A 23,164-nucleotide genomic window follows, 5' to 3' on the forward strand; every position below is an offset into this window, starting at 1 on the left:
CACGAGGCACGCCCTTCAGCACGCCCATCACCCGATGGGCGTCGAGCTGAACGGCTATCCCTTTTCATACAAGGAGAAACCTCGATGCACAGCCGTATTTGGCATGCCCTCGTCGCGACCGCGGCCCTACTCGCCTCCACCGCGGCCACCGCCATAGCGGGACCCGACACTCCCGCTGGCGACACCACCGACCGTGCGCCAATCGCCGGGAGCACCCCGGCCTGGGCCACGCCGAACACCGAAGTCGCTCGCGGCACGGGAAGCACCGTCCGGCGCATCCAAGTCGCGCTCGCGCTGCGCGACCGGGCCGGTGCCGAACGCCTCGCCACGCGACTGGCGACGCCCGCCAGCGCCGAGCACGGACACTTCCTGTCCTCAACGGAGTTCCTCGGTCGATTCGCCGCCACGCAGGACACCGTCGATCAGGTCTCCCGGTGGCTGACCACGCAAGGCCTGCACGTGACCGGGGTCAGCGGCAACCGTCACTTCATCGACGCCGAAGCACCGACCACAGCGCTGGAAACCGCCTTTGGCACGCGGATCTCCGCGTTCCGAGCACGCATCGACGGCACCACCCGTACCCTTACGGCTCCCGCATCGCCGATCACCGTACCGACGTCACTGCGTGCCTCGATCACCGCCGTGCTCGGCCTCGACGACAGCTCCGCCTTGCTCAAGCCCCAACACACGCACCCGAACGTGGCGGCCGCCGAGCAGCACTGCGCGCGGTGGTGGGGCGAGCAGAACAACACCGACGTCCCCCAGAAGTACCCGGCCGGAGCCCAGTCCAACTCGCTGTGCGGCTACACCGGCACCCAGGTCCGCGCGATGTACAACCTCGGCGCCGGAAACACCGGCGCCGGGACGACGATCGGAGTCGTCGGCGCCTACAACTCCGACACCGTCGTGGCCGACACCAACCAGGCCGCCGCCCAGCTCGGCGTGCCTCCACTCGCGGCCGGCCAGTACAGCGCGGTCCTGCCGCAGGGCGGGTTCACCGATGGCACCGAATGCGGCGCCGACGGCTGGAACGCCGAGCAGACCCTGGACGTGCAGGCCTCGCATACCATCGCGCCGAGCGCGAAGATCCGCTACTACGCCGGGAAAACCTGCAAGGGCACCGGGATCTACGACGCGTTCAACCAGGCCGTCACCGACAACGCCGTGGACGTGATCAGCAACAGCTACGGCAACGCCGACGGCGAAGCCAGCTTGCCGCAGGCTGCGCGGGACCAGTTCAACAGCATGGCGCTGCAGGCCGCGATCCAGGGCCAGACCATCACCGTGTCCACCGGCGACGCCGGCAACAACTCCGGCCCCGTCGGCCACCCGACCGCCGGCTTCCCGGCCTCGAGCCCCTGGGTCGTGGCCGTCGGCGGGACCAGCGTCGGCCTGGACCAGAACAACCAGCCCACGGTGCTGACCGGGTGGGAGAACAGCGGCAACACCCAGTCCGGCAACAGCTGGGCGCCGCAGCGCGACGCGGACGGGCCGTTCGCCTCCGGCGCCGGCGGCGGCACCTCCGCCCTCTACGACGCGCCGGACTGGCAGGCCGGCATCGTCCCCGGCAGGGGTGGGAAGCGGGCGGTGCCGGACATCGCGGCGCTGGCCGACTCCTACACCGGGATGCTTGTCGGGCAGACCATCAATGGCCAGTTCGGGATCGGCTCCTACGGCGGCACGTCGCTGGCGTCGCCGCTGATCGCCGGGCTCGTCGCCGACGCCCAGCAGGCCCGCTCCGGCACCGCCCGCGCCGGGCTGCTCACCCCGGTCCTCTACAGCCTCAAGGGGTCCGGTGCGATCGCCGACGTCGTGCCGCAGAAGGCAGGGGTGTGGACGCCGATGATGCACGCCTTCGGCGGCGTCGCCGTCCCCGGCGGGCAGGGCAGCTACCTGATCGAATTCGACGCCCGCCCGCAGAACCTCCAAAGCGGCCCCGGCTGGGACAACGTCACCGGCCTCGGCACCCCCGCTGACGGCTTCATCCGCGCGCTTTCCCAGTAATCACAGCCTCTTCTCGCGGTGGGCCCGCTCGTTAGCGGGCGGGCCTACCGCGGCCTCCATTAATCCCCTTGGGAAGGACTATTCATGTCCAAGACGCCACAGTCAGCGCCGAGACGGTGGCGCGTGCTCGCGCTCTGGCTGGCCGGGATCGCGATGGTTGGCACCGCGGGCGTCCTGCTCGCGCCGTCCCGGCCCGCACCCGATGCCACTCGGGGCGCCGAGCCGGTCGAGCTCGGAGTTGAACTGCACGCTCCGGCTGTGGCCGCCCGGGCGATCCCGAATCTTGCGGGTCTGCCCGAGGCCAGCACCTTCGGAAACGTCCCGGCCGCCCCGCAGGACGCGACTACCGACGAGGTTCCGGACGGGCAGCTCGTCCACCCGACCGAACCGGTTCCGGTATTCGACCAGCCCGGTGGCGCGGCCATCGCGGTCCTGCCGATCACCCAGCTGGGATCCGACACATGGGTACCAGTGATCGCGGACGAGCCGGGCTGGGTGCAGGTGCTGCTGCCGTCCCGGCCCAACGGCTCCACCGGCTGGCTGTCCACCCAGGACAGGACGCTCACGATTCGGTCGACGACCGACCGGATCGTCATCGACCGGGCCGCGTTACGGCTCACGCTCTACCGCGACCACCAGCAGATCGGCACCTGGAGCGTCGGCGTCGGCACTCCCGCCGCGCCGACCCCGACGGGGCGGACGTTCGTCCTCGCTTCGATGACCGACGCGAAGCAGAAGTTCAGCCCGGTGATCTTCCCGCTCGGCATTCACTCCACGACTTATTCCACCTATGGCGGTGGGCCTGGGACCACGGGCATCCACGGCTGGCCCAGCACTGACGTGTTTGGCCGCCCGTCCAGCGACGGATGCATCCGCGTCCCCGCCGACGCCCTCGCCACCTTCACCAACCCCCTCGACCCGGTGCCCATCGGCACCCCTGTCCTCATCCGCTAACCCAACCACATCAACACTTCTGGAGAGACTAGCCATGAACACCTCTCGTACCGCTCTCGCCGCCGCCGGAGCCGGCGCGCTCCTCATCGGCACCCTCACCACCTTCGTCTCCAGCTGCACCCCGGCGACCGCGGCACCGCCGGCGCTCGCGGCCGCCGCGGCGACGTCGACGGCAACCGGGATCTCCGTCTCCGGCGGCGAACACCTCTCGGCCCGGCCGAGCGTGTCCAGCAACGGCGCGATCAAAACCGCCGGCGGCTCGGTCCCCAGTCCCAGCGGCGCCGTGGTGGCCAGCGGCATCAGCCTGCAGGCCGGCGCCGGGTTCGCCGAAGCCCGCGTCACCTCAGTGCGAGTCGGCGGGACCACGGTCGGGCCGTTCACCGCGACCTGCCGCAACGGCGCCATCTCCACCAGCGCCCCCAAGAGCGGCAGCGGCAACCTCAAGGTCACCGGCGGCGGGAACGGCACCGCCGGGGTCATCACCGTCACCACCAGCACCGCCCCCACCCGCACCAGTGGCTCCGGCGGCCCGACCGGGACCAAGCCGGCCGCGGGCACGGCGATCACCGTGACGGTAGCGACCGTCAGCTGCGGCGCCGGCACCCCGCCGCCACCGAGTGGCAACCCGCCCACCGGCACCCGCCCGGCCCCGACGCACAAACCCGGAGCTCCCGGGACATCCCGGCCGGGCACGCCAGGTGAACGGCACCAGCAGAGCGACAACCCGGGTGACCGGACCGCACCCAAGCCGCAACCGAAGCCCGGCCACGTCGCCGTCACCGGCTGATCACCACCAGGCCGCGGGGGGGGGGGGGGGGCCCCCCCCCCCCCCCCCCGGGGGCCGCCCCCCCCCCCCCCCCCCCCCCCCCCCCCGCGCCCCCCCCCCCCCCCCCCCCCCCCCCCCCCCACCCCTCCCGCTCCCACGCCCCCGCCGGGCGCCCCTCCCCACGCCCGCACATCAACCCATCCCGACTCACCCAACCAGGGGAGATCTCCATGTCCACGCTCGTCTTCAGCCACGCCACCAACAGCTATTTCGACGCCACGTCCGACGAGGACGTCCGGGCCGTGCACTTCGTCGGCTCGCTGCCCGCCGCCCTGACCGGCGACCACCGCGCGACGATGCAGTGGTTCCTCGACCACAGCACCGATGTGTCGCTGACCGGGCTGCCGTGCGATCCGGACCCGCGGTGGATCATCGACTGGCTCGACGGTCTCGCCGCCGTCGACGCCCTCGAGCCTGTTCGCACCGGCCACTCCGCCGACTACGACGACATGCCGACCTACCGCCTCAAGCGCGGAGCCTGGCTGGAATCCGAAGACCTGTCCCTCGGCCGCGCCGCCCACACCGACGCCGTCATGGCCGCCCGCGCCCAGCTGCACGACGACCGGGACTTCCCGCCGCACCAGGTGTCGGTCCCGAACCCGTACGACCTGGCGCTGTTCACCTTCGGCAGCCCGGCCGCCGCGGTCACCCACCTGCCGGTGTTCCGCCAGGCCGTGCTCGACGACGTCCACACCATCCACCGCCAGCACGGCAGCGGGGTCGTCTTCCAGCTCGAGACCCCCGCGGTGCTCGCGACACTGGACCGCACGCCGCGGCCGCTCTGGCCCGCAGCGGTGCGGGCACTGGCCAAGCAGGTCGCACGCGTCTTCGCCGACGGCCCGCGCGAGGCGACGTGGCGGATCCGCCTCTGCCACGGCGACCTCGGCCACCAGCCCCTGTTCGCTCTCACCGACCTCGTACCCGCCGTGCAGTTCCTCAACGCCCTGCACAAGCAGCTACACCGGCTGCGGACCCCGATGCCGACCGTGCACATCCCGATGTGCACCGGCACCCAGGCCCCACCGACGGACCCGCGGTTCTACCGAGCGCTGCGGCACCTGCGCCGCGACATCGACGTCATCGCCGGCCTCGTCGACGAAACCCACCCCACAGAATCCCGCACCGCGCTCGAGCTGGTCGAAACCGAACTAGACCGGCCCGTGCTCGCGGTCGCCGCCGCGTGCGGCCACGGCCGCCGGCTCGTCCCGGACACCGTCGCCAACGCCGCGCTGACCTGCGAACTCGCCCACCACACCACCGACACCCCGGCCCGCTGAACCCACGGAGAGGACTACCGACATGGATTCCACGACCACACCGATCCCGTCCGCCGCTGGCCAGCTTGCGGACGAAGGGGAGACGCTCACCCCGATCCTGCGCGCCGGGATCGTGCCCACCCGCGCGCTGTCGGGCGGGCGCATGCACCTGCCCGGCGCCACCACCCTCGCCCCGCAACGGCACGACACCACCGAAACCGCGATCGCGATCATCAGCGGCCACGTCGTCATCCTCTCCGGCAACACCATGCAACCGTTCCACCCACAAGCCGGGGACATGATCTACATCCCGCCGACGCTGCCGTACGCGGTGGTCAACCTCAGCAACAACGCCTCCGTACTCGCCCAGGTCTTCCGCACCGACCCCGGATTCGACACCGACGTGCACCGCATGCCCGAACTCGACCGCGCCGTCCGCGACCAGATCCCCGACCTGCGCCGCGCCCACCACAAAGCGCTCTTCACCCGGCGCAGCGCCCACACCCGCCGCACCTGACTCCATCCCCCGCCAACCACGCACACAAACGATCCGTTCGGTGCCTCCCCGTCACCTGGCGTACCAACCAACCCTTTCGACCGGGGAGAGCCCATGCGAACCTGGATCACCGACGTCACGCGCGACCTACTCAACAACACGCCGCCTGGTGGCCCGGTCACGCTCGACGAAATCGCCGCTTGCGCTGGCATCACGAGCCACTACCTGCGGGGCTACTTCAGCTCGGTCCACGCCATCGTCGCCGACCTCACCGCCACCCAGACCCCCTCTAACCTGGCGGAGCGGTGACGACGATGCACTGGACCAACCTGCACCTGCGCGGCATCGGCGCCGCACTCGGCGACATCATCCCTGTCGAGAACCTCGATGCCAGCTATTTGCTTGGCAGAGCGACCAGCCAGCGCGGAATCTCGATCGCGCGTGGCAGCACCGGCATGGACCTAGCCGTCCGCGCCGGCCGCAACGCCCTTGCCAGCATGGCAATGACCACCACCGGCCCGCTACGAGTACCGGATCTCCATTTCCACGCCGCAATCTGGCGCGGCAGTCGCGGCATCGACTTCTGGTCCCGCGCCGCCTACGTCCGCACGCGCCTCGGTATCCCCGCCGGCCCCGGCATCGCCACCGAGCTCAACGCTATGAGCAACAGCCTCGTCGGCGGCATCGACATCTCCGCTCGCGTCCTGGCCGGCAGCCCCGACCTCGACACCGTCCTGCTCACCGGCGGCGAAACCTTCGGCCCACCTGCCTTCGACCACCTCACCGCCGACCACGGCATCGCCTACGGCGACGGCGGCTCCGCCCTCATCCTCGGCCGCCACGCCGGTCTCGCTCAGGTGCTCGCTACCAGCTCCTACACCGACCCCACCCTCGAACAACTCCACCGTGGCAACCACCGCTTCCTCCCCGCCGGCACCACTGAACTTGGAGCCGAACGCATCAGCGAACGCAAACGCCAGTACACCGACGTCGTCGGCGCCACGTCGGTCACCCGCCGGAACCACGACGGCGTCAACGCCGTCATGACCGAAGCGCTCCGCGACGCTGCCCTTCGCCTCGACCAGCTGCGCTGGGTGATCCTGCCGCACTACGGCCGACACCTCCTCGAGACTCACTGCCTGCAACCTCTTGGAATCACCGCCGACCGCACCCTCTGCCACGCCGGCGATCAATGGGGTCACATCGGACCAAACGATCAGATCATCGGTCTCACCCACTTATTCACTCGCGGCGCCGTCGCCCCAGGCGACCACATCGCCGTGCTCGGCATAGGCATCGGCATGACCTGGACCGCCGTCATCCTCCGCGTTGACGCCGCACCGCCCGGTCTGGACAACTTCGCCCCGGACTTGCGCTGGCCCTGGCCCGCGGGTTCAGCGGAATCGCAGCCCAAACAGTGTCAAGGGGATACCTGATGTCCAGTCTGAGAGATGTCGGCAGCGGAGCGGTCGACCTCGACCACGAGTTCGTCGTCAGGCGACTAGCTGCAAAGGCCACGTCCCCGGCGGCCGATCGCATCCTGCGCGCGGTGATACCTGATGCTCTGGCCGCAGTCGAACTGTCTCCGCCGGAGCCCTTGCCGGTAGCCCAGCTCCTCTCGTCGCGTCGCGACGACTCCATGACGTTCGCGCTTCCCCGGATCGACCGGGCCGGCCGGGCGCACGATCAGCAGGTCATCGACACCGCCGCATGGCTGCCAGGTGAAACGATCGAAGCAATCGCGACAACCCACGCTGTCATCTTTCGTCCCCACCCCAACGGACTTCTGACAGTGGCGCCGAAGCGCTGTGTGGCCATCCCCGCGCCAGCCCGTCGCCGATTCGGCATCAAGGCCGGCGACCGCGTCCTGCTCGCCGCGATCGAAACCCACCGGATTGTCATCGCCTACCCGCTCGCAACGCTCGACAAGGCTCTCGCAGCGTTCCACGCCACCTCGCCAGCACGATGACCGCGTACCTCACTCCGGCTTCCCTGGAGATCGACCGTCCGGCACCACGTCGGGACACCGATCTGGAGACGGCGAAACTTCTCCTCGAGCGCCTTGGCGTCACCGCCGAGGACATCCTCACGGACGAGCGAATGGCAGACACCGCCGTTCCGAGCTTTGCCGAGTACATCCCCGCCGTAGCGTCGGCAACCTCGCCAAAATCGGCCGCGACCTGGTCCGTCTACTGGCGAGTCCTCAGCGACAAGTGGCCAGACCGCGCGATCAACGAACCGACAACGTCCGAGTTGAAGGCCTTGGCCAACGAAGTGCAAGCCCGCGCAGCGAAACGTCCCGGTGCCCGCGGTGGCCAGGCAGCGAAGGCAACCTTCACGGACGCGATCAAAGCCCTCTATCGCGCCGCCGTAGACGACCAACTCATCCGAGCATCAAGAAACCCGGCCCTGGGACTGCGGAAGCCTCGTCAGCGAACAAACCTCCGACGAGCACTGACCGCACGGCAGATGATCGAAATCAACGAGGTTGCCGCAACAACCGGAACCGATCCCGCACTCGACTCACTGATTCTCCGCCTCCACACCGAGACTGCGTGCCGACGAGGCGGCGCCCTCGCGATCCGACCGTGCGACATCAACACAGAGCTCTGCCTGCTCAAACTCAGGGAAAAGGGCGGCACGACACGCGATCAGCCGATCTCCCGCACACTCGCGCTGGGACTACTCGATCACGCAGAAGAACGTTCGTACCACCTCAGCGAGTACGACCAGCTTCTTCGGCACCACAACGGCAATCCGGTCCGCTACACACGGTATGAGACGTTCTGGCGGCGGCTCAGCAACCACCTGCCGTGGATCCGGGAGATGGGGATCACCGCGCACTGGATCCGTTACACGACACTCACGTGGGTCGAACGCAACTATGGATACGCGGTCGCGGCGACTTATGCGGGACACGCGGCCGGCTACCAGACCGGCAGCACGTTGACCTACGTCGCGGCACCGCTTGAGGAGTTGGCCGCCGCGTTGTCGGCCTTGACCGCGGAGCCCCACCCGCTTGCTGCATAAACGCAGGGCGTCGCATAACAGCTCACAGCGGGTCGGCACCGTGAAGGGGTGGACAAAACATTGTATTTTTTGTAATCTTACAAAATGCAGCACCTGATAGGCCCTCGAAAGATCTCGCCCGTCAACCAGGTGGCGATCCCGGTTAGGGTCCTTCGCGCGCTCGGGCTGTCGCCCGGTGACTCCGTGTACTTCGAGTTGCGTGACAAGTCGAGTGGCGAAGTCACTCTCGTGGCTGAACGAGAAGTGCACCGTAGGTACTCAGGCGGTAATGACAAGCCTCACCCTGGTGCGCCATCGGGTGACGCGTCTAGGCTGCGGGACCGGCCGTCAGCACGAATGCGGGAAGAGGACACCACCGATGTCGAGTGAGCGGCGGGGCGGCCTGCTCCTGTCCACCGAAGCCGCCGCGCAGCGCCATCCCGCACGCCTCGCGGTCGATGAGCTCGGTTGGGACGGGGCATTGGCGACAGGCATCCCGCTGTTCGGCAGGCAAGTCTCTGTGCTGGCCGCCGTCGATGAGGAAGCCCACGCTGTGCGACTGCGAGAAGGCCTCCCACCAGTCACTGACCGCACGTCTGTCGCCCTATGGGAATGGCCTGAACTCGCGGTGCCACCTTCGGTTATCAAGTTGTCTGCGATCATCGCAACAGGTTCGCGCTGGCAACCAGCGATGAAGGCCGTAAGCAGCTTCGCTGGGTTTAGCTCGACCGTGCTGGCACTGACGCAAGATGCCGCCGCACCTCAGGCTTGTTTGACGCTGGCCGAGCGCTACGGAGTCTGGGTCCTACGATCCAGCCGTTCGGGCGTCGTCGTTGAGCATCGTGGTCGCGTCGGCCCGGTAACCGCATCACGACCGACCACAGTGACGAGATGGGCCGAGGAACTGGTCTACGCCCACCTCCTCGATGCCGGCGCTATCGAGCCAGCGCCGGAAGGTTGAGGTCCGCCGGATCGTTTCCACGCTGCACCCAGCGCCCCAGGTACGCAGGCACTTCCCACGCGAAGTAGGTCGTGTCGATCTCCATGTGCTTGAACTGCGCGTGCGAGCACTGCTCCGTCCAGGCCTTTCGGCGCGTGGGTAGATCGCCCCCTCGCAGGATCTCACGTCGGATGCGATAGAGGATTTCGATCGAGTGCAGAAAAGCGGCCAGGTCAGGGTCAGGAGCCGAGCCAAGCGCCTGGAGCGACTGCCCGTTGCACGCGTCGCAGTCGCAGTGCCAGTCTGGGTGGTCGGGATCCATCTGTGCCGTGAGATCGATCTTCTCCAAGTGCACATAGGACAACAGCAACTCGACGACGGCGGCCGGCTTGGGTGCTCCTCCGCCAGGGCCGTCCGAGATCGGGTAGAAATGACGCAAGCTCGATCTTGTTCCCACGGCGGCGGCGAGCGCACCGTAGGCCAGTGCGCCGATCGACGAGGTGTCGCTCCGGAGCAGGATCACCGGCGCGGGGATCTGCAGCAGAGCTACCAACCCGTAGATCGCGTACTTGGTGCTCAGAGGGTCCTTCGCGTGTTCGAAGGCGACCGCGATCGGGGTGCCAGCCTCTGTGACGGCGTCGACCAGGCGCGGTAGCCTGTCCGGATGTAGCCAGCTCGCGTGCAGAAACAAGGGAGCGACGACGTCCGGCCCCAGGGCAGCCGACCGCTGCAGTACGCTCTTGAGTCCGGCGTCGTCGTGCTCGCCGAGGTATCCGGCGTCCGGGGTCACGACCGGGAGGCCCAGTCGGCGCTGGCGCTGGATCCAGCTGAGATCGAATGAATCCGAGGCCAGCACCCGGTTCTTGCCGGTGTACCGGCTGCGGTCGACCAAGATCGGCCTCTGGTAACGCTGACCGCGGACGAGGTGCTCAGCCTTCTGCAGCGCCCTCTCCCCCGTCAGCACGATACCGCCGCCCAGGCGGTCCGAGCGCTCAATTGCAACATCGACACAGGCGTCGCCCGCGTCCGCCTGGACCAGCAGAACGTCAGCCAGGGCGGTTTTCACTCGGCCGTAAGGCGTGCTCTGCGCCGTTGTGGCGGCGATCGCGTTCGCCACGCTGACCCCCTCGGGTCCTGAGTTGTCCAAGTTCATGATCGCACCGTCGCGATGGCAGGCTCCTCCACCACAAGCGGCAGGTAGTGGCGCCTAAACGGCTCCGGGAGCATCAGAGCAAGTTGGGCGACGGCGTCCACATCGTGCCCATGCCGTTCGAGCTGAGCCGTGATCAGGCCAGCAACGTGGTGAGGCACCTCGGTCGGGAGGTCCCCGGGTTCGTATTGGCTCCAGCCGTACTGGTTTAGCCGGATGCGGAAGGTCTTGAACTGGTTCGCGGAGATGCACTCGAGATCGGCCGCACGCTGGATGAGCATCGCCATCGACACCTTCCAGGTCATCTTTAGATCCGCGAGCTTCGCGAACTGTCGCACGGTCAACCCGCGCAGCAGCGGTTGTAGCTCCGCGGCCGGTGCGAGGAACTCGCCGGCGAACCGGTTGGCTTCCTTCTCCTGCTCGTCGGTCGGCAACTCGTGCATGAGGAGATGGCCGACCTCATGCGCGAGGGTGAAGCGCTCACGGTCAGGGGGAAGGTCCCGGTTGAGGAGGATCAGGGGCGGCTGGCCCGGCGGCCACGTGCTCACCGCATCCTGCGCGGCAGTGCCCAGGTCGCGACGCACAATTCGGACACCGGCGGACTCGAGGAGTCCGATCAGACTTCCAACAGGGCTGTCCGGTAGGCCCCACGCACGCCGCAAGGCGGTCGCGACCGCCGCAGGGTCGCCGTGTTCTGCCAGTGGCATGCGGGTCAGTTCGAGGCGCTGCGGCCGCGAGTCAGCAACGCCTGCGGACAAGCCGTCAACCGACAACCGGGTCAACTGAGTGAGCCCTTCGACAGCGCGCATCATCTTCACCGACATGACGCTGGAGCGTCGGCGATGGTGGAGGCATGTCACCTCTACGCCGCCGACAGGACCCGCCGCCCGAAGTAGGTCCACGGGCACAGCCAAGGCTTCGGCGATCGCACCGAGGTATTCCGTCGTCAGCGGTAGAAGACCTTTTTCGACCTTCGAGATGAAGCCCTGCGAGACCCCGGCCGCTTGAGCCAGATCAAGCTGAGCCCAACGCCGGGCTTCGCGCACCGTGCGCACCATGCGCGCGATCGCTGCCGTATCGCTCATCGGACCTCACTCTCAGCCGTCCCGCCAGCTGAAGCCTACCAAACTCGCGCTCAAATATTCCGAACCGACGCCCTCGGTATACCGCAACATGTTTCGGCAAGTCAAGCGACACCCGGCGGCGCCACCCGAAGTGGTACCTCCATCCAGAGCAGTCAGGCCTCCTGCTTCCGGCCACGGCTATGATCCTGCGCATGGTGTCACCACTTTGGGGATCACTCCCGCGTATTGTCGAGAAAGCGACCGCTTAGTAGGCTCGCGGGCACGTGCCCGCTTTCTCAACGACGAGGAGGTCCTCCGTGACCGATTCCCCTTCCCGTGTCGCCGTGGTCACCGGTGCCGGCCGCGGCATCGGCGCCGCCGTCGCGGCGCGGCTGGCCGCCGACGGGTTCGCCGTCGGCCTGCTGGACCTGGACGAGGCCGGCGTCAAGCAGGGCGCCGAGGCGATCATCGCCGCCGGGGGCAAGGCCGTCGGCGTCCCGCTGGACGTCAGTGACGCCGAGCAGGTCGAGTCGGCCGTCGCCCGGGTCGCCGACGAGCTCGGCCCGCCGGTCGTGCTGGTCAACAACGCCGGCATCACCCGCGACAACCTGATCTTCAAGATGACCGAGCAGGACTGGGACTCCGTGCTCGGCGTGCACCTCAAGGGCTCGTTCCTGATGACCCGCGCGGTGCAGAAGCACATGACCGAGCAGAAGTGGGGCCGGATCGTCAACCTGTCCAGCACCTCGGCGCTCGGCAACCGCGGGCAGGTCAACTACTCCGCGGCCAAGGCCGGCATGCAGGGCTTCACCAAGACCCTCGCGATCGAGCTGGGCAAGTTCAACGTCACGGCCAACGCCATCGCGCCGGGCTTCATCGCCACCGACATGACGGCGGCGACGGCCGAGCGGATCGGCATGTCGTTCGAGGACTTCAAGGCGGCGGCCGCGTCGCAGATCCCGGTGCAGCGCGTCGGCACGCCCGACGACATCGCCCACCTGACCTCGTTCCTGGTCAGCGAGGGCGCCGGGTTCGTCTCGGGTCAGGTCATCTACGTCGCCGGCGGACCGAAGGACTGAGGCCGATGCGCGAATTCGAGAACCTCGACGCCTTCGCCGCCGCGGTCGGCGAGCACCTCGGTTACAGCGAGTGGCACACGATCACCCAGGACCGGGTGAACAAGTTCGCCGACGCCACCGACGACCACCAGTGGATCCACGTCGACGAGGCGATGGCGGCCGCGGGCCCGTTCGGCGGCACCATCGCCCACGGCTTCCTGACGCTTTCGCTGCTCTCGGCGTTCGGCCCGAAGATCTACAAGGTCAACGGGATCCGGATGGGCATCAACTACGGCCTCAACAAGGTCCGCTTCCCGCAGCCGGTGAAGGTCGGCTCGAAGGTGCGCGCCGGGGCCGAGCTCGTCGAGATCACCGACATCGAGGGCGGCAAGCAGGCGGTCTCGAAGTGGACGGTCGAGATCGACGGCGAGGCCAAGCCCGCGTGCGTGGCCGAATGGGTCACCCGATTCCTCGCGTGACCCCACGCCCTAACGCCACTTTCCCCAGGAAAGATGCGTCCGAACACCCTTTGGACGCATCTTTCCTAGGGAAAGTGCGACTTTACCGGGTCTACCTTTGCACCATACCGACTAGTCGGTATGGTGGCTGGACGAAGCTTGAGGAGGCTGGATGAACCCGCCAGGACTCGACCTCGGCCGGCTGCGCGCCCACCTGGACGCGCAGCGGCCCGGGATGGTCGCCGGGGAGCTGACCGCGGACGTCGTGGAGGGCGGCCGGTCGAACCTCACCTACGTCGTGGGCGACGGCCGGTCGCGCTGGGTGGTGCGCCGCCCGCCGCTCGGGCACGTGCTGCCCACCGCGCACGACATGACGCGCGAGTTCCGGGTGATCTCGGGCCTGCGCGACACCGCCGTCCCGGTGCCCGAAGCGCTGCTGCTGTGTGAAGACGCCGACGTCGTCGGCGCGCAGTTCTACGTCATGAGCTTCGTCGACGGCACGCCCTACCGGACCGCGGACCAGCTCGCGCAGCTCGGCGCGCAGCGCACCCGGGCCATCGCCGACGCGCTGGTCGACACGCTCGTCGACCTGCACGCCGTCGACCCGGCCGCCGTCGGGCTGGGCGACTTCGGCCGGCCCGAGGGCTTCCTGGAGCGCCAGCTGCGGCGCTGGAAGAAGCAGCTCGACGGCTCCCGCAGCCGCGACCTGGACGGCATCGAGGAGCTGCACGACCGCCTCGCCGCGGCGGTGCCCGTCTCGGGGCAGCCGTCGATCATCCACGGTGACTACCGCCTGGACAACGTCCTCGTCGACGGGGGCGACAAGATCTCCGCGGTCCTCGACTGGGAGATGTCGACGCTGGGCGACCCGCTGACCGACCTCGCGCTGCTGGTGGCCTACGCCGAGCGCGACAAGGTGTCGCTGCAGTTCGTCTCGAACGCCAGCTCGGCCCCGGGCTACCCGACCACCGACCAGGTCATCGCGCGCTACGCCGAGCGCTCGGGGCGCGACGTCTCGCAGCTCGGCTGGTACGTCAGCTTCGCGTTCTTCAAGCTGGCCGTGATCCTGGAAGGCATCTACTACCGCTACACGCAGGGCAAGACGGTCGGCGCGGGCTTCGAGGGCGTCGGGGCCGGCGTCCCGCTGCTCATCACGCACGGCAACGAGATTCTCAAAGAGGAGAAGTAAATGGACTTCGCGTTCGACGAGAAGACCGAGGAGCTGCGCGGGAAGCTCCTCGAGTTCATGGACTCGCACATCTACCCCGCCGAGCCGGTGTTCGAGCAGCAGCTCGCCGAACGCGACGACCCGTGGGCGATGCCCCCGGTCGTCGAGGACCTCAAGGCCGAGGCCTGCAAGCGCGGCCTGTGGAACTTCTTCCTCCCCGGCGAGCACGGCGCGGGCCTGACCAACCTGCAGTACGCGCCGCTGGCGGAGATCACCGGCCGCAGCATCCGGCTGGCGCCGACCGCGGTCAACTGCGCCGCGCCCGACACCGGGAACATGGAAGTGCTCTCCATGTTCGGCAGCGACGAGCAGCAGAAGCAGTGGCTGGACCCGTTGCTGAACGGCGAGATCCGCTCCGCCTTCGCGATGACCGAGCCGGACGTCGCCTCCTCCGACGCCCGCAACATCGAGACGAGCATCCGCCGCGACGGCGACGAGTACGTGATCAACGGCCGCAAGTGGTACATCTCCGGCGCGATGAACCCCGCGTGCAAGATCTTCATCGTGATGGGCAAGACCGACCCGGGCGCACCCGCACACAAGCAGCAGAGCATGATCCTCGTCCCCCGCGACACACCGGGCCTCACGGTCAAGCGCGGCATGCACGTCTTCGGGTACGACGACAGCGACCACGGCGGCCACGCCGAGGTGCTGTTCGAGGACGTCCGCGTGCCGGTCGAGAACCTCATCGCCGGCGAGGGCGACGGCTTCGCGATCGCCCAGGCCCGCCTCGGGCCGGGCCGGATCCACCACTGCATGCGCGCCATCGGGATGGCCGAGCGGGCGCTGGAGCTGATGTGCCGCCGCGCGATCTCGCGCGAGGCGTTCGGCAAGCCGATCGCGCAGCAGGGTGTCGTGCAGGACTGGATCGCCGAGTCGCGCGTGCGCATCGAGCAGCAGCGGCTGCTGGTGCTCAAGACCGCGTGGCTGATGGACACCGTCGGCAACCAGGGCGCGCACACCGAGATCCAGGCGATCAAGATCTCGACCCCGTCCGCGGTCGAGTGGATCCTCGACAAGGCCGTGCAGGTGCACGGCGCGGGCGGCGTCAGCCAGGACTTCCCGCTCGCCGCGATGTGGGCGGGCAACCGCACGCTGCGCCTGGCCGACGGGCCGGACGAGGTCCACAAGCGGTCCCTGGCCCGCCGTGAACTGAAGAAGTACCTTTCGGAGGGCGCGAAGTGACTGTCACCGCCGAAGACCTTTCGCGCCAGGCGCGCGAGTTCCTGGCCGCGCACGACCCGGCCACGACCGACCGGATGGACTTCCTGCGCGCCCGGTTCGACGCCGGGCTCGCCTGGATCCACTTCCCCGCCGGGCTCGGCGGGCAGGACGCGCCGCGCGCGTGGCAGTCCGCTGTGGACAGTGTGTTCACCGAGGCGGGCGCGCCGGACAACAACCCGCGCCGGATCGGCATCGGCCTCGGCATGGCCGCCCCGACGATCCTCGCCTTCGGCACGCCGGAGCAGCGCGAGCGCTTCCTGCGTCCACTGTGGACCGGTGACGAGGTGTGGTGCCAGCTGTTCAGCGAACCGGGCGCCGGCTCCGACCTCGCCGCGCTGGGCACCCGCGCCGTGCGTGACGGCGACGACTGGGTCGTCACCGGCCAGAAGGTGTGGACGTCGGGCGCGCACGAGTCGCAGTGGGCGATCCTGGTCACCCGCACCGACCCGGACCTCCCGAAGCACCAGGGCATGACGTACTTCCTGTGCGACATGACCGCACCCGGCGTCGAAGTCCGGCCGTTGCGCCAGATCACCGGCGAGGCCGAGTTCAACGAGGTCTTCCTGACCGAGGTCCGGATCCCGGACACGCAACGGCTCGGCGCCGTCGGCGAGGGCTGGAAGGTCGCGCAGACGACGTTGATGAACGAGCGCGTCGCGATCGGCGGGCACGTCCTGCCGCGCGAGGGCGGGCTGATCGGGATCGTCGCCAAGACGTGGCGCGAGCGTCCCGAGCTGCGCACGCCGGAGCTGCGTGACCGGCTCGTGCAGCGCTGGGTCGAGGCGGAGACGCTGCGGCTGGCGGGAACGCGCCTGCGTCAGCAGCTCACCGCGGGCGCGCCCGGCCCGGAGGGGTCGGCCATGAAGGTCGCGTTCTCGGAGCTGAACCAGGCGCTGACCGGCCTGGAGGTCGAACTGCTCGGCGAAGAGGGCCTGGCCTACGACGACTGGTCGTTCCGGCGCCCGGCGATCGTCGACTTCCTCGGCCGCGAGGCCGGCTACCGCTACCTGCGCGCGAAGGGGAACTCCATCGAGGGCGGCACCTCGGAGGTCCTGCGCAACATCATCGCCGAGCGCGTGCTGGGCCTCCCGTCGGAGCCGCGCGTCGACAAGGACGTCGCCTGGAAGGACCTCCCCCGATGACCGACCTGCTCTACTCCGACGTCGAGGAAGACCTCCGGGCTTCGGTCCGCGACCTGCTTTCCGCCAAGGCCGACGCCGCCGCCTTGCTGGCGCGCGTCGAGACGGGCGAGGGCTACGACCTGAAGCTGTGGCGCACGCTGGCCGACGAGGTCGGCGTGGCCGGGCTGGCGGTGCCCGAGGACCTCGGCGGGCATGGCGCGTCGGCCCGCGAAGTGGCCGTGGTGGCCGAGGAGCTGGGCCGCAGCGTGGCGCCGGTGCCGTTCCTCGGCAGTGTGGTGCTGGCGACGACGGCGCTGGTCCGGGCGTCCGCCGGTGACTTCGTCCGCCGGCTCGCGTCCGGCTCGGCGATCGGCGCGCTGGCCGTGCCGCTGTCGACGGCGCCCGGCGCGGGTTTCCCGTCGTCGGTGACGGCGTCCGAGTCCGGCGCGTTGAGCGGCCGGGTCGGCACGGTCGCCGACGCGTCGGTGGCGGACCTGCTGGTCGTTCCGGCGGCGGGCCCGGACGGACCGGCGCTGTACGTGGTCTCGGCGGCCGACGCGACGGTGACGGAACTGGTGTCGTTCGACCTGACGCGCCGGGTGGCCGACGTGGTGCTCGACAACGCGCCGGCGGTGCTCGTGGCCTCGGGCCCGGACGCGGCCGCGGCCCTGGAGGACGCGCTGCTGTTCGGGGCGGGAATCCTGGCGTCGGAGCAGACGGGCGTCGCCGAGTGGGCGCTCACGGAGACGGTGCGCTACCTGAAGGGCCGGTACCAGTTCGGCCGCCCGGTCGGCGGGTTCCAGTCCCTCAAGCACCGGCTGGCCAACCTGTACACGGACCTGGTCCTCGCCCGGGCGGCCGCCCGCAACGCGGCGGACGCTTTGGCGTCGGGCACGGACGTCCCGATCGCCGTGGCGGTGGCGCAGGCCCGCAACGCGCCGATCGCGGTTCACGCGACGGAGGAGGCGATCCAGCTCCACGGCGGCATCGGGATGACGTGGGAGCACCCGGCGCACCTGTATTTGAAGCGCGCGAAGGCGGACGAGCTGGCGCTGGGCACGCCGGGCAAGCACCGGGCCCGGCTGGCGGACCTCGTGAACCTCCCCGCTTAGCCCCGGCAACCCGCGCCCCAATGTGGCCTTCGGTGCGTTGAACGCACCCAATGTGGCCTTCGGTGCGTCAGACGCACCCAAGGCCGCATTGGGGCGCTCGGTCAGGTGGACAGCAGGCGGCGGACGGCGGCCAGGGCTGGTGCCGCTCCGGCCGCTGCCAGGAGGTTCTCCGCCTCGCGCCAGCATTCCCGGGCCGGCTCCGGGCCCGTGGTCTCCCGCCGGGCCTTGCCGAGGACGAGCAGAGCCCAGGCCTCCCCCAGGCGATGCCCCGCCTTCCGGAACCCGGCGACCGCGACGGCCGCGAACGTCTCCGCCTCCTCCGGCTGCCCGGCCGCCAGGGCCGCTTCGGCCAGGCTCGTGCGGGCCTGTTCGGCCAGCAGCCGGAACCCTCCCTGCTCCGCAGCGCGCAGCGCGGTCTCCGCGTCGGCCGCCGTGCCGTCCACAGTGGACATCCCGATCAGCGTTGTCAGCTCACCACGGAGGTAGCAGATCTTCTCCGCCAGCGCGTGCGCCCGGCCGTAGTCCGCCCGCGCCGCGGCCGCGTCGCCCGCCTGGCGGTGGAGGTCGCCGTGCGCGCAGAGCGCGTCCACCTCGAACCGCTGGTTGCCCGCTTCGCGCGCCACCGTCACCGCGAGCCGCACCGCCGGCCACGCCCGCGCGACGTCGCCCGATACCCGGTGGACCGCCGCCAGCCGGACCAGGGCGTCGGCCTCGTCGTCGCGGGAACCGAGCTCCCGCAACGCCTCCAGGGCTTCGGTCAGCACCACCAGCGCGCGGGACAGGTCGCCGGTGACGCGGTAGCCGTACCCGAGGTTGCACCGCGCGATCGCCGCCGCGTGGGGTGAGCCGAGCTCGCGGCACAGCTCCAGCGCTTGCTCGTTGTGCCGGATGCCCTCGGCGAGCTTGCCGTGTTCGATGAGCACGGCGCCCAGGTTGATCAGCCCGTTCGCGGCCCGGATCGTCGTGCCGTGCCGCCGGGCGCCGGCCAGCGCCGCCGTGAAGTGCTCGATCGCGCGGTCGAGCCGGCCCAGGTCGAGGTGCACCACACCGAGGGCGTGCAACACCGAGTCGGCGCCGTCGCGCGCGTCGGCGACCCGGTAGGACTCCTGGGCGGCCTCCAGCTCGACCAGCGCCGCCGGGTAGTCGCCGCGGCTCCACGCCAGCGCGCCCAGGCTGTGCCGCATCGCGCCCGCCGCCTGCTCGTTCCCGGCGCGCCGCGCCGCGGTCAGCCCGGCGGTCGCGGCCGCCTGCCACTCCGCGTCGAGCCGGTGGGAGTGGAAGAACCCGCGCAGCAGGTCCGCCGCCCGCCAGGCGAACGGCCCGGCCGCCTGCCGGATCGCCGCCAGCAGGTTCGCGTGCTCGGCCAGCAGCCAGCGACGGGCTTCGGCCGGTTCGGCGGCTTCGGCGGCGCCGGGCGGGCCGGACAGCCGCTGCAGGTCCGGGTAGAGCGCGGCCGCCGCCCGGGCCCCGGTGCGCAGGTAGTGCTCGAGGAGCCGGTCGAGGGCCGCCGCCCGGTCGGCCGCCGCGAGGTCGTCGCCGGCGCGGGCGACGGCGTAGCCGCGTAGCAGGTCGTGCAGCCCGAACCGGTCGTCGCCCCGCGACTGCACCAGGTGGCTCGTGGCCAGCTCCCGCAGCAGCGAGCCGGCCCGGACCTCGTCGGCGGCGGCCAGCGCCGCCGCGCTCGGCACGTCGAAGTCGGCGCCGGGCACCAGCCCGAGCAGGCGGAAGAACCCCGCCGCGGCCGGGGAAACGGCGTCGAACGAGAGGTCGAACGCCCGGCGCACGCCCTGCTGCTCGGCGCCGGGCACCGCGAGCCGGGTCACCAGGTCGGGCCCGGCCAGCTCGGCGAGGTACCCGCGCACCGACCGGTCCGGCCACAGCGCCAGGTTCGCCGCGACGATCCGCAGCGCCAGGGGCAGCCCGGCGCACAGCCGCACGAGCTCGCGCGCCGCGTCCTCTTACGCGTGCACCCGGTCCGCGCCGACGACTGCGGCCAGCAGCGCCAGCGAGTCGTCCGGCGGCAGCTCGGCCAGCTCGACGCGCCGGGTGTCCACCGTGGCGGTGAGGCCGCCGAGCCGGTCGCGGCTGGTGATCAGCACCGCGCAGCCGGGACTGCCGGGCAGCAGCGCGCGGACCTGCTCCGGCCCGGCCACGTTGTCCAGCACGATCAGCACACGCCGGTCGGCCAGCACGGACCGGTACAGCGCCGCGGCGTCCGCGGCCTCGGCGGGGACCTGCCCCGGCCGGACGCCGAGCGCGTGCGAAAACCGGGTCAGCACCTCGACGTCGGACAGTGCCGGGACCGTCGAGCTGCCCTGGAGGTCGACGAAGAGCTGGCCGTCCGGGAAGTGCCGGGCCGCCCGGTGCGCCCAGTGCACGGCGGCCGTCGTCTTGCCGACGCCGGCCGGTCCGACGAGCAGCGCGATCGGCGGGTGGGTGGCGGCCGGGCGGTCCGGGCCCAGCACGGCGTCCAAAGTGGACAGCAACGCGCCCCGCCCGGCGAGCGCCCCGACGTCCGGCGGGAGCTGGCGCGGCCGGAACCGCGGCCGCGCGGCGGCCGGCGCACCGGCCAGCACCGCCTGGTGGGCGGTGCGCAGCCGCTCGCCGGGGCCGATCCCCAGCTCGTCGGCGAACCTCCGGTGCACGCGGCGGTACACCTCGAGCGCGTCGGCGCGGCGCCCCGAGCCGTGCAGCGCTTCGAGGTACAACGCCCAGAACGCCTCCTGCCAGGGGTGCTCGCCGGTCAGCCGGCCCAGCTCGGCGGTGACCTCGGTGTGCCGGCCGAGCTCCAGGCTCACCTCGAAGAAGCGCTCCTGGGCCGACAGCCGCTCCTCGGCGGGCCCGGCGTCGACGCGGCTGAGGATGTCCGCCGGGAGGTCGGCGAGCAACGGGCCGCGCCAGCAGGCGAGGGCCTCGGCGAGCAGCGCGCGCTCGGCCTCGGGTGTGGCCTCCGCGCGGGCGTCGGCGAGCAGCCGGCGGAAGCGCAGCAGGTCGTGGCCCTCGGGCCGCGCGTGCAGCAGGTACCCGGTCGGCCCGGTCTCGACGACGCCGTCGCCGAGCAGCCGCCGGAGCCGGACGGTGTGCACCTGGATGCTTTTGCGCGCGGTCTCCGGGGGATCCCCGCCCCAGAGCAGCTCGATGAGCCGGTCGAACGACACGGTCGTGTTCGCCCGCACCGCCAGCACGGCGAGCAGCGCCCGCACCTTCGGCCCGTTGACCGGCACGGGCACGCCGTCCCGCCGGACCCGCAACGGTCCGAGCACCCCGAACTCGAGCACCTCTCCGCACCCCCCGCTGACCGGGCAAACCGGTCATTCCCGGTCGTGAGGGTAGCGGGAAACGATCAGCCGGGCGGAACGGGCCGCACCACCGGCGGGGCGAGCAGCGAGCCGAAGACGGGCTCGGGGTCGACGACCAGCAGGCCACGGTCGTCGAGCGCGTCCGAACAGGCGACGACCCGGGCGCTCACCCGGTTGACGAACCGCGAGCCGACACACGCGGCGCTGCCGAAGCCGTAGGGCAGGTAGCGGGACTTGTACCCCTCGGGCGGCGAGTCCCACCGCTGCGGGCGGTACTCCCCCGGCTCCGCCCAGAGGCCCGGGTCGCGGTGCAGCAGGTAGGTGCACAGGTAGAGCCGGTCACCCGGGACCAGGTCGACGCCGCCCAGCTCGGTCGCCTCGGTGACGGTGCGGGCGAGCTGCCAGGCGACCGGCCACAGTCGCAGCGCCTCGCGGACGCGATGATCGGCGGGCGCCGCGCTCTCCCGCGGCCGCAAGACGGTGCCCGCGGGCGTGCCGGGGCGCCAGCCCCGGTCGAGCAGGACGGTCCAGGCGGCCACCAGGGACGCGGCCCGGCAGACCGCGCCGACCAGGCCGTGCAGGGCCAGCGCGACGTCGTCCGACGCGCCGAGCGTGGCCCGGAGCGCCTCGGGGACCGCGGCGCTGTTGCCCGCCGCCCAGCGGTGCAGGGCGGCGTCGGCCCGGCTGTGCGCGATCCGGCCGCGCAGCCGCCGCAGGGTCGAGCCGGCCCGGTCGAGCCCGTCGGACGCGGCCAGCGCGTTGTGCAACGCCTGGTGCTCGAGGCCGGGGAAAAGCTGCTCGCCGAACAACCGCAGGTAGCTGCCGGCGAGCGCGCCGGGCCACGGGTCCCGCGCGGCCGCCAGTGCGGTCCGGATCGTGTCGTCGGGCACCGCCTGCCAGGCCCGGTCCAGCTCCCGCCCCAGCGCGGCGTTGACCGGACGGCTCCGGTCGGACCCGGGCACCCAGTCGGCGACGGCGCCGAAGGTCGCGGCCTTCGCTTCGAACGGGCGGGTGGTCGAGGCCAGCGCGGCGCGGACGAGCTCGTCCCCGGACACGAGGTACTTCCCCGGTCCGAACGGCCGGATCGGCAGCGGGTCGGCCGCCCAGCCGGCGAGCGTCGGCAGCGGGTCGGCGAGGGTGGCGGAGGTGCGCACGGAAGTCTCCCCGGACGGGCCGTGCCCGCGGCGGGAGCCGCCGCGGGCACGGGGGTGATCAGTAGATTTCGTAGTAGATGACCCAGGTGTTGCCGAGCCGGCGGTTGCGCACGCTGCGCACCACGGAGCGGGTGAAGAAGCGGATCGTCGTCATGGCTGTTCTCCTCTTTCCCAGTGGGTGTTCACTACCAGCGGAGGCCGATGTTCGACGGGCCCGCGGGCCCGGAAACGACGGCTTCCAGTTCGCCGGCCGGGACACCGCGGCAGACCCACGACTGCGGGCCGCTTTCGGCGGCGAAACCGGTCCGGCAGACCACGCCGCGCGAGCCGCGGACGACCCATTCGGCGGGTCCGCTCCCGTGCACGTCCGCGTCGACCGAGAGGGTCCCGCCCGGGAACCAGACCGGCGGCGTGCTGCAGGCGCTGTCGGGACAGGTGCGCGAAATGCCCCCTTGTTCGGCCGCCTCGACGGCGGGCGCGACGACGGCGAGCGCACTCGCCGAGATGGCTCCCGCGACCAGGACGCGCTTGACTGTGCTGTGCACTGGATTCCCCTTTCCCCAGGTGTGCCCGAGGGGCGGCACTGCGCGTTCTCAGCCCGGCAGTGCGCGTCGCGACCGCAACGCGGAACTTGGTTCCCCCGAAGCCCCCCGATGCCAGACGGCCGCCGTCCACGGGCGCACCCCCGCGCCGTGGCCCCCAGCTTGCACGGCCGACCGTCTGACGGGGTCGATCCTGCCGGGTGGCGGCTAAAGCCGGGTAAAACCCGGTGGGCGGGGTGGCCGCGCGCGCGACGGCGAACCGTTCTTCA

22 protein-coding genes are annotated in these 23,164 nt (G+C 70.8%); 16 read left to right on the top strand and 6 right to left on the bottom strand.

Annotated features, from left to right (window positions below):
* Window positions 1–84: 84 nt before the first annotated feature.
* The 10 genes from ACZ61C_RS34490 (at window position 85) to ACZ61C_RS34535 (ending at window position 9,506) form a co-directional block, all read left to right on the top strand.
* A complete protein-coding gene (locus ACZ61C_RS34490; RefSeq protein ID WP_465312062.1) occupies window positions 85–2,004 on the top strand; it encodes a S53 family peptidase in 1,920 nt (639 codons plus the stop codon).
* 84 nt (window positions 2,005–2,088) lie between these two features.
* The gene (locus ACZ61C_RS34495) at window positions 2,089–2,958 is read left to right on the top strand and encodes a L,D-transpeptidase family protein (RefSeq protein ID WP_465312063.1); all 870 of its coding nucleotides are present in this window, start codon (window positions 2,089–2,091) and stop codon (window positions 2,956–2,958) included.
* Between the two features lie 34 nt (window positions 2,959–2,992).
* A complete protein-coding gene (locus ACZ61C_RS34500) occupies window positions 2,993–3,745 on the top strand; it encodes a hypothetical protein (protein WP_465312064.1) in 753 nt (250 codons plus the stop codon).
* 209 nt (window positions 3,746–3,954) lie between these two features.
* A complete protein-coding gene (locus ACZ61C_RS34505; protein ID WP_465312065.1) occupies window positions 3,955–5,061 on the top strand; it encodes a hypothetical protein in 1,107 nt (368 codons plus the stop codon).
* Window positions 5,062–5,083: 22 nt separating this feature from the next.
* A complete protein-coding gene (locus ACZ61C_RS34510) occupies window positions 5,084–5,557 on the top strand; it encodes a hypothetical protein (protein ID WP_465312066.1) in 474 nt (157 codons plus the stop codon).
* A gap of 93 nt (window positions 5,558–5,650) precedes the next feature.
* Complete coding sequence (locus ACZ61C_RS34515) at window positions 5,651–5,845, top strand: hypothetical protein (protein ID WP_465312067.1); 195 nt, start codon at window positions 5,651–5,653, stop codon at window positions 5,843–5,845.
* A gap of 5 nt (window positions 5,846–5,850) precedes the next feature.
* A complete protein-coding gene (locus ACZ61C_RS34520; RefSeq protein WP_465312102.1) occupies window positions 5,851–6,972 on the top strand; it encodes a 3-oxoacyl-[acyl-carrier-protein] synthase III C-terminal domain-containing protein in 1,122 nt (373 codons plus the stop codon).
* Entirely contained in the window at window positions 6,972–7,505 is a 534-nt protein-coding gene (locus tag ACZ61C_RS34525; protein ID WP_465312068.1) for an AbrB/MazE/SpoVT family DNA-binding domain-containing protein, read from the top strand. The genes ACZ61C_RS34520 and ACZ61C_RS34525 overlap by 1 nt, the downstream gene beginning before the upstream one ends.
* Complete coding sequence (locus ACZ61C_RS34530; protein WP_465312069.1) at window positions 7,502–8,566, top strand: tyrosine-type recombinase/integrase; 1,065 nt, start codon at window positions 7,502–7,504, stop codon at window positions 8,564–8,566. The genes ACZ61C_RS34525 and ACZ61C_RS34530 overlap by 4 nt, the downstream gene beginning before the upstream one ends.
* 358 nt (window positions 8,567–8,924) lie before the next feature.
* Window positions 8,925–9,506 (top strand): hypothetical protein, encoded by a 582-nt coding sequence (locus tag ACZ61C_RS34535; RefSeq protein WP_465312070.1) that lies wholly within the window; start codon window positions 8,925–8,927, stop codon window positions 9,504–9,506.
* Here the strand turns inward: ACZ61C_RS34535 and ACZ61C_RS34540 are convergent.
* Window positions 9,481–10,602: a hypothetical protein gene (locus ACZ61C_RS34540; protein WP_465312071.1), complete on the bottom strand. Its 1,122-nt coding sequence runs from the start codon at window positions 10,600–10,602 to the stop codon at window positions 9,481–9,483. The genes ACZ61C_RS34535 and ACZ61C_RS34540 overlap by 26 nt on opposite strands.
* A gap of 32 nt (window positions 10,603–10,634) precedes the next feature.
* A complete protein-coding gene (locus ACZ61C_RS34545) occupies window positions 10,635–11,720 on the bottom strand; it encodes a helix-turn-helix domain-containing protein (RefSeq protein ID WP_465312072.1) in 1,086 nt (361 codons plus the stop codon).
* A 296-nt stretch (window positions 11,721–12,016) separates the two neighbouring features.
* On the opposite strand from ACZ61C_RS34545, the gene fabG reads away from it, so the two are divergent.
* From fabG to ACZ61C_RS34575, 6 genes are all read left to right on the top strand, one after another.
* Window positions 12,017–12,778, top strand: coding sequence for a 3-oxoacyl-ACP reductase FabG (gene fabG / locus ACZ61C_RS34550; RefSeq protein ID WP_465312073.1), 762 nt, complete (start codon window positions 12,017–12,019; stop codon window positions 12,776–12,778).
* Window positions 12,779–12,783: 5 nt separating this feature from the next.
* Entirely contained in the window at window positions 12,784–13,236 is a 453-nt protein-coding gene (locus ACZ61C_RS34555; RefSeq protein WP_465312074.1) for a MaoC family dehydratase, read from the top strand.
* 151 nt (window positions 13,237–13,387) lie between these two features.
* On the top strand, window positions 13,388–14,404 hold the full coding sequence (locus tag ACZ61C_RS34560) for a phosphotransferase family protein (RefSeq protein ID WP_465312075.1): 1,017 nt from the start codon (window positions 13,388–13,390) through the stop codon (window positions 14,402–14,404).
* A complete protein-coding gene (locus ACZ61C_RS34565) occupies window positions 14,405–15,628 on the top strand; it encodes an acyl-CoA dehydrogenase family protein (protein ID WP_465312076.1) in 1,224 nt (407 codons plus the stop codon).
* The gene (locus ACZ61C_RS34570; protein WP_465312077.1) at window positions 15,625–16,809 is read left to right on the top strand and encodes an acyl-CoA dehydrogenase family protein; all 1,185 of its coding nucleotides are present in this window, start codon (window positions 15,625–15,627) and stop codon (window positions 16,807–16,809) included. Before ACZ61C_RS34565 ends, ACZ61C_RS34570 begins: the two co-directional genes overlap by 4 nt.
* Entirely contained in the window at window positions 16,806–17,900 is a 1,095-nt protein-coding gene (locus ACZ61C_RS34575) for an acyl-CoA dehydrogenase family protein (RefSeq protein ID WP_465312078.1), read from the top strand. The genes ACZ61C_RS34570 and ACZ61C_RS34575 overlap by 4 nt, the downstream gene beginning before the upstream one ends.
* A 101-nt stretch (window positions 17,901–18,001) precedes the next feature.
* Here ACZ61C_RS34575 and ACZ61C_RS34580 read toward each other — a convergent pair whose 3' ends face one another.
* From ACZ61C_RS34580 to ACZ61C_RS34595, 4 genes are all read right to left on the bottom strand, one after another.
* A complete protein-coding gene (locus ACZ61C_RS34580) occupies window positions 18,002–19,837 on the bottom strand; it encodes a tetratricopeptide repeat protein (RefSeq protein WP_465312079.1) in 1,836 nt (611 codons plus the stop codon).
* 21 nt (window positions 19,838–19,858) lie between these two features.
* Window positions 19,859–21,178: an AfsR/SARP family transcriptional regulator gene (locus tag ACZ61C_RS34585; protein ID WP_465312080.1), complete on the bottom strand. Its 1,320-nt coding sequence runs from the start codon at window positions 21,176–21,178 to the stop codon at window positions 19,859–19,861.
* 65 nt (window positions 21,179–21,243) lie between these two features.
* Window positions 21,244–22,353, bottom strand: coding sequence for a cytochrome P450 (locus ACZ61C_RS34590; protein WP_465312081.1), 1,110 nt, complete (start codon window positions 22,351–22,353; stop codon window positions 21,244–21,246).
* Window positions 22,354–22,538: 185 nt separating this feature from the next.
* Window positions 22,539–22,898: a hypothetical protein gene (locus tag ACZ61C_RS34595; protein WP_465312082.1), complete on the bottom strand. Its 360-nt coding sequence runs from the start codon at window positions 22,896–22,898 to the stop codon at window positions 22,539–22,541.
* Window positions 22,899–23,164: the final 266 nt, after the last annotated feature.

This window comes from Amycolatopsis sp. NPDC104587 (assembly GCF_055583645.1).

Excerpts from the sequence above, each read along its gene's own strand:
- ACZ61C_RS34530 (WP_465312069.1), top strand. The coding sequence starts at position 7,502 with ATGACCGCGTACCTCACTCCGGCTTCCCTGGAGATCGACCGTCCGGCA.
- ACZ61C_RS34575 (WP_465312078.1), top strand. The coding sequence starts at position 16,806 with ATGACCGACCTGCTCTACTCCGACGTCGAGGAAGACCTCCGGGCTTCG.
- ACZ61C_RS34565 (WP_465312076.1), top strand. The coding sequence starts at position 14,405 with ATGGACTTCGCGTTCGACGAGAAGACCGAGGAGCTGCGCGGGAAGCTC.
- ACZ61C_RS34555 (WP_465312074.1), top strand. The coding sequence starts at position 12,784 with ATGCGCGAATTCGAGAACCTCGACGCCTTCGCCGCCGCGGTCGGCGAG.
- ACZ61C_RS34505 (WP_465312065.1), top strand. The coding sequence starts at position 3,955 with ATGTCCACGCTCGTCTTCAGCCACGCCACCAACAGCTATTTCGACGCC.
- ACZ61C_RS34500 (WP_465312064.1), top strand. The coding sequence starts at position 2,993 with ATGAACACCTCTCGTACCGCTCTCGCCGCCGCCGGAGCCGGCGCGCTC.
- ACZ61C_RS34510 (WP_465312066.1), top strand. The coding sequence starts at position 5,084 with ATGGATTCCACGACCACACCGATCCCGTCCGCCGCTGGCCAGCTTGCG.
- ACZ61C_RS34490 (WP_465312062.1), top strand. The coding sequence starts at position 85 with ATGCACAGCCGTATTTGGCATGCCCTCGTCGCGACCGCGGCCCTACTC.
- ACZ61C_RS34495 (WP_465312063.1), top strand. The coding sequence starts at position 2,089 with ATGTCCAAGACGCCACAGTCAGCGCCGAGACGGTGGCGCGTGCTCGCG.
- ACZ61C_RS34560 (WP_465312075.1), top strand. The coding sequence starts at position 13,388 with ATGAACCCGCCAGGACTCGACCTCGGCCGGCTGCGCGCCCACCTGGAC.
- ACZ61C_RS34515 (WP_465312067.1), top strand. The coding sequence starts at position 5,651 with ATGCGAACCTGGATCACCGACGTCACGCGCGACCTACTCAACAACACG.
- ACZ61C_RS34545 (WP_465312072.1), bottom strand. The coding sequence starts at position 11,720 with ATGAGCGATACGGCAGCGATCGCGCGCATGGTGCGCACGGTGCGCGAA.
- ACZ61C_RS34525 (WP_465312068.1), top strand. The coding sequence starts at position 6,972 with ATGTCCAGTCTGAGAGATGTCGGCAGCGGAGCGGTCGACCTCGACCAC.
- ACZ61C_RS34535 (WP_465312070.1), top strand. The coding sequence starts at position 8,925 with ATGTCGAGTGAGCGGCGGGGCGGCCTGCTCCTGTCCACCGAAGCCGCC.
- ACZ61C_RS34520 (WP_465312102.1), top strand. The coding sequence starts at position 5,851 with ATGCACTGGACCAACCTGCACCTGCGCGGCATCGGCGCCGCACTCGGC.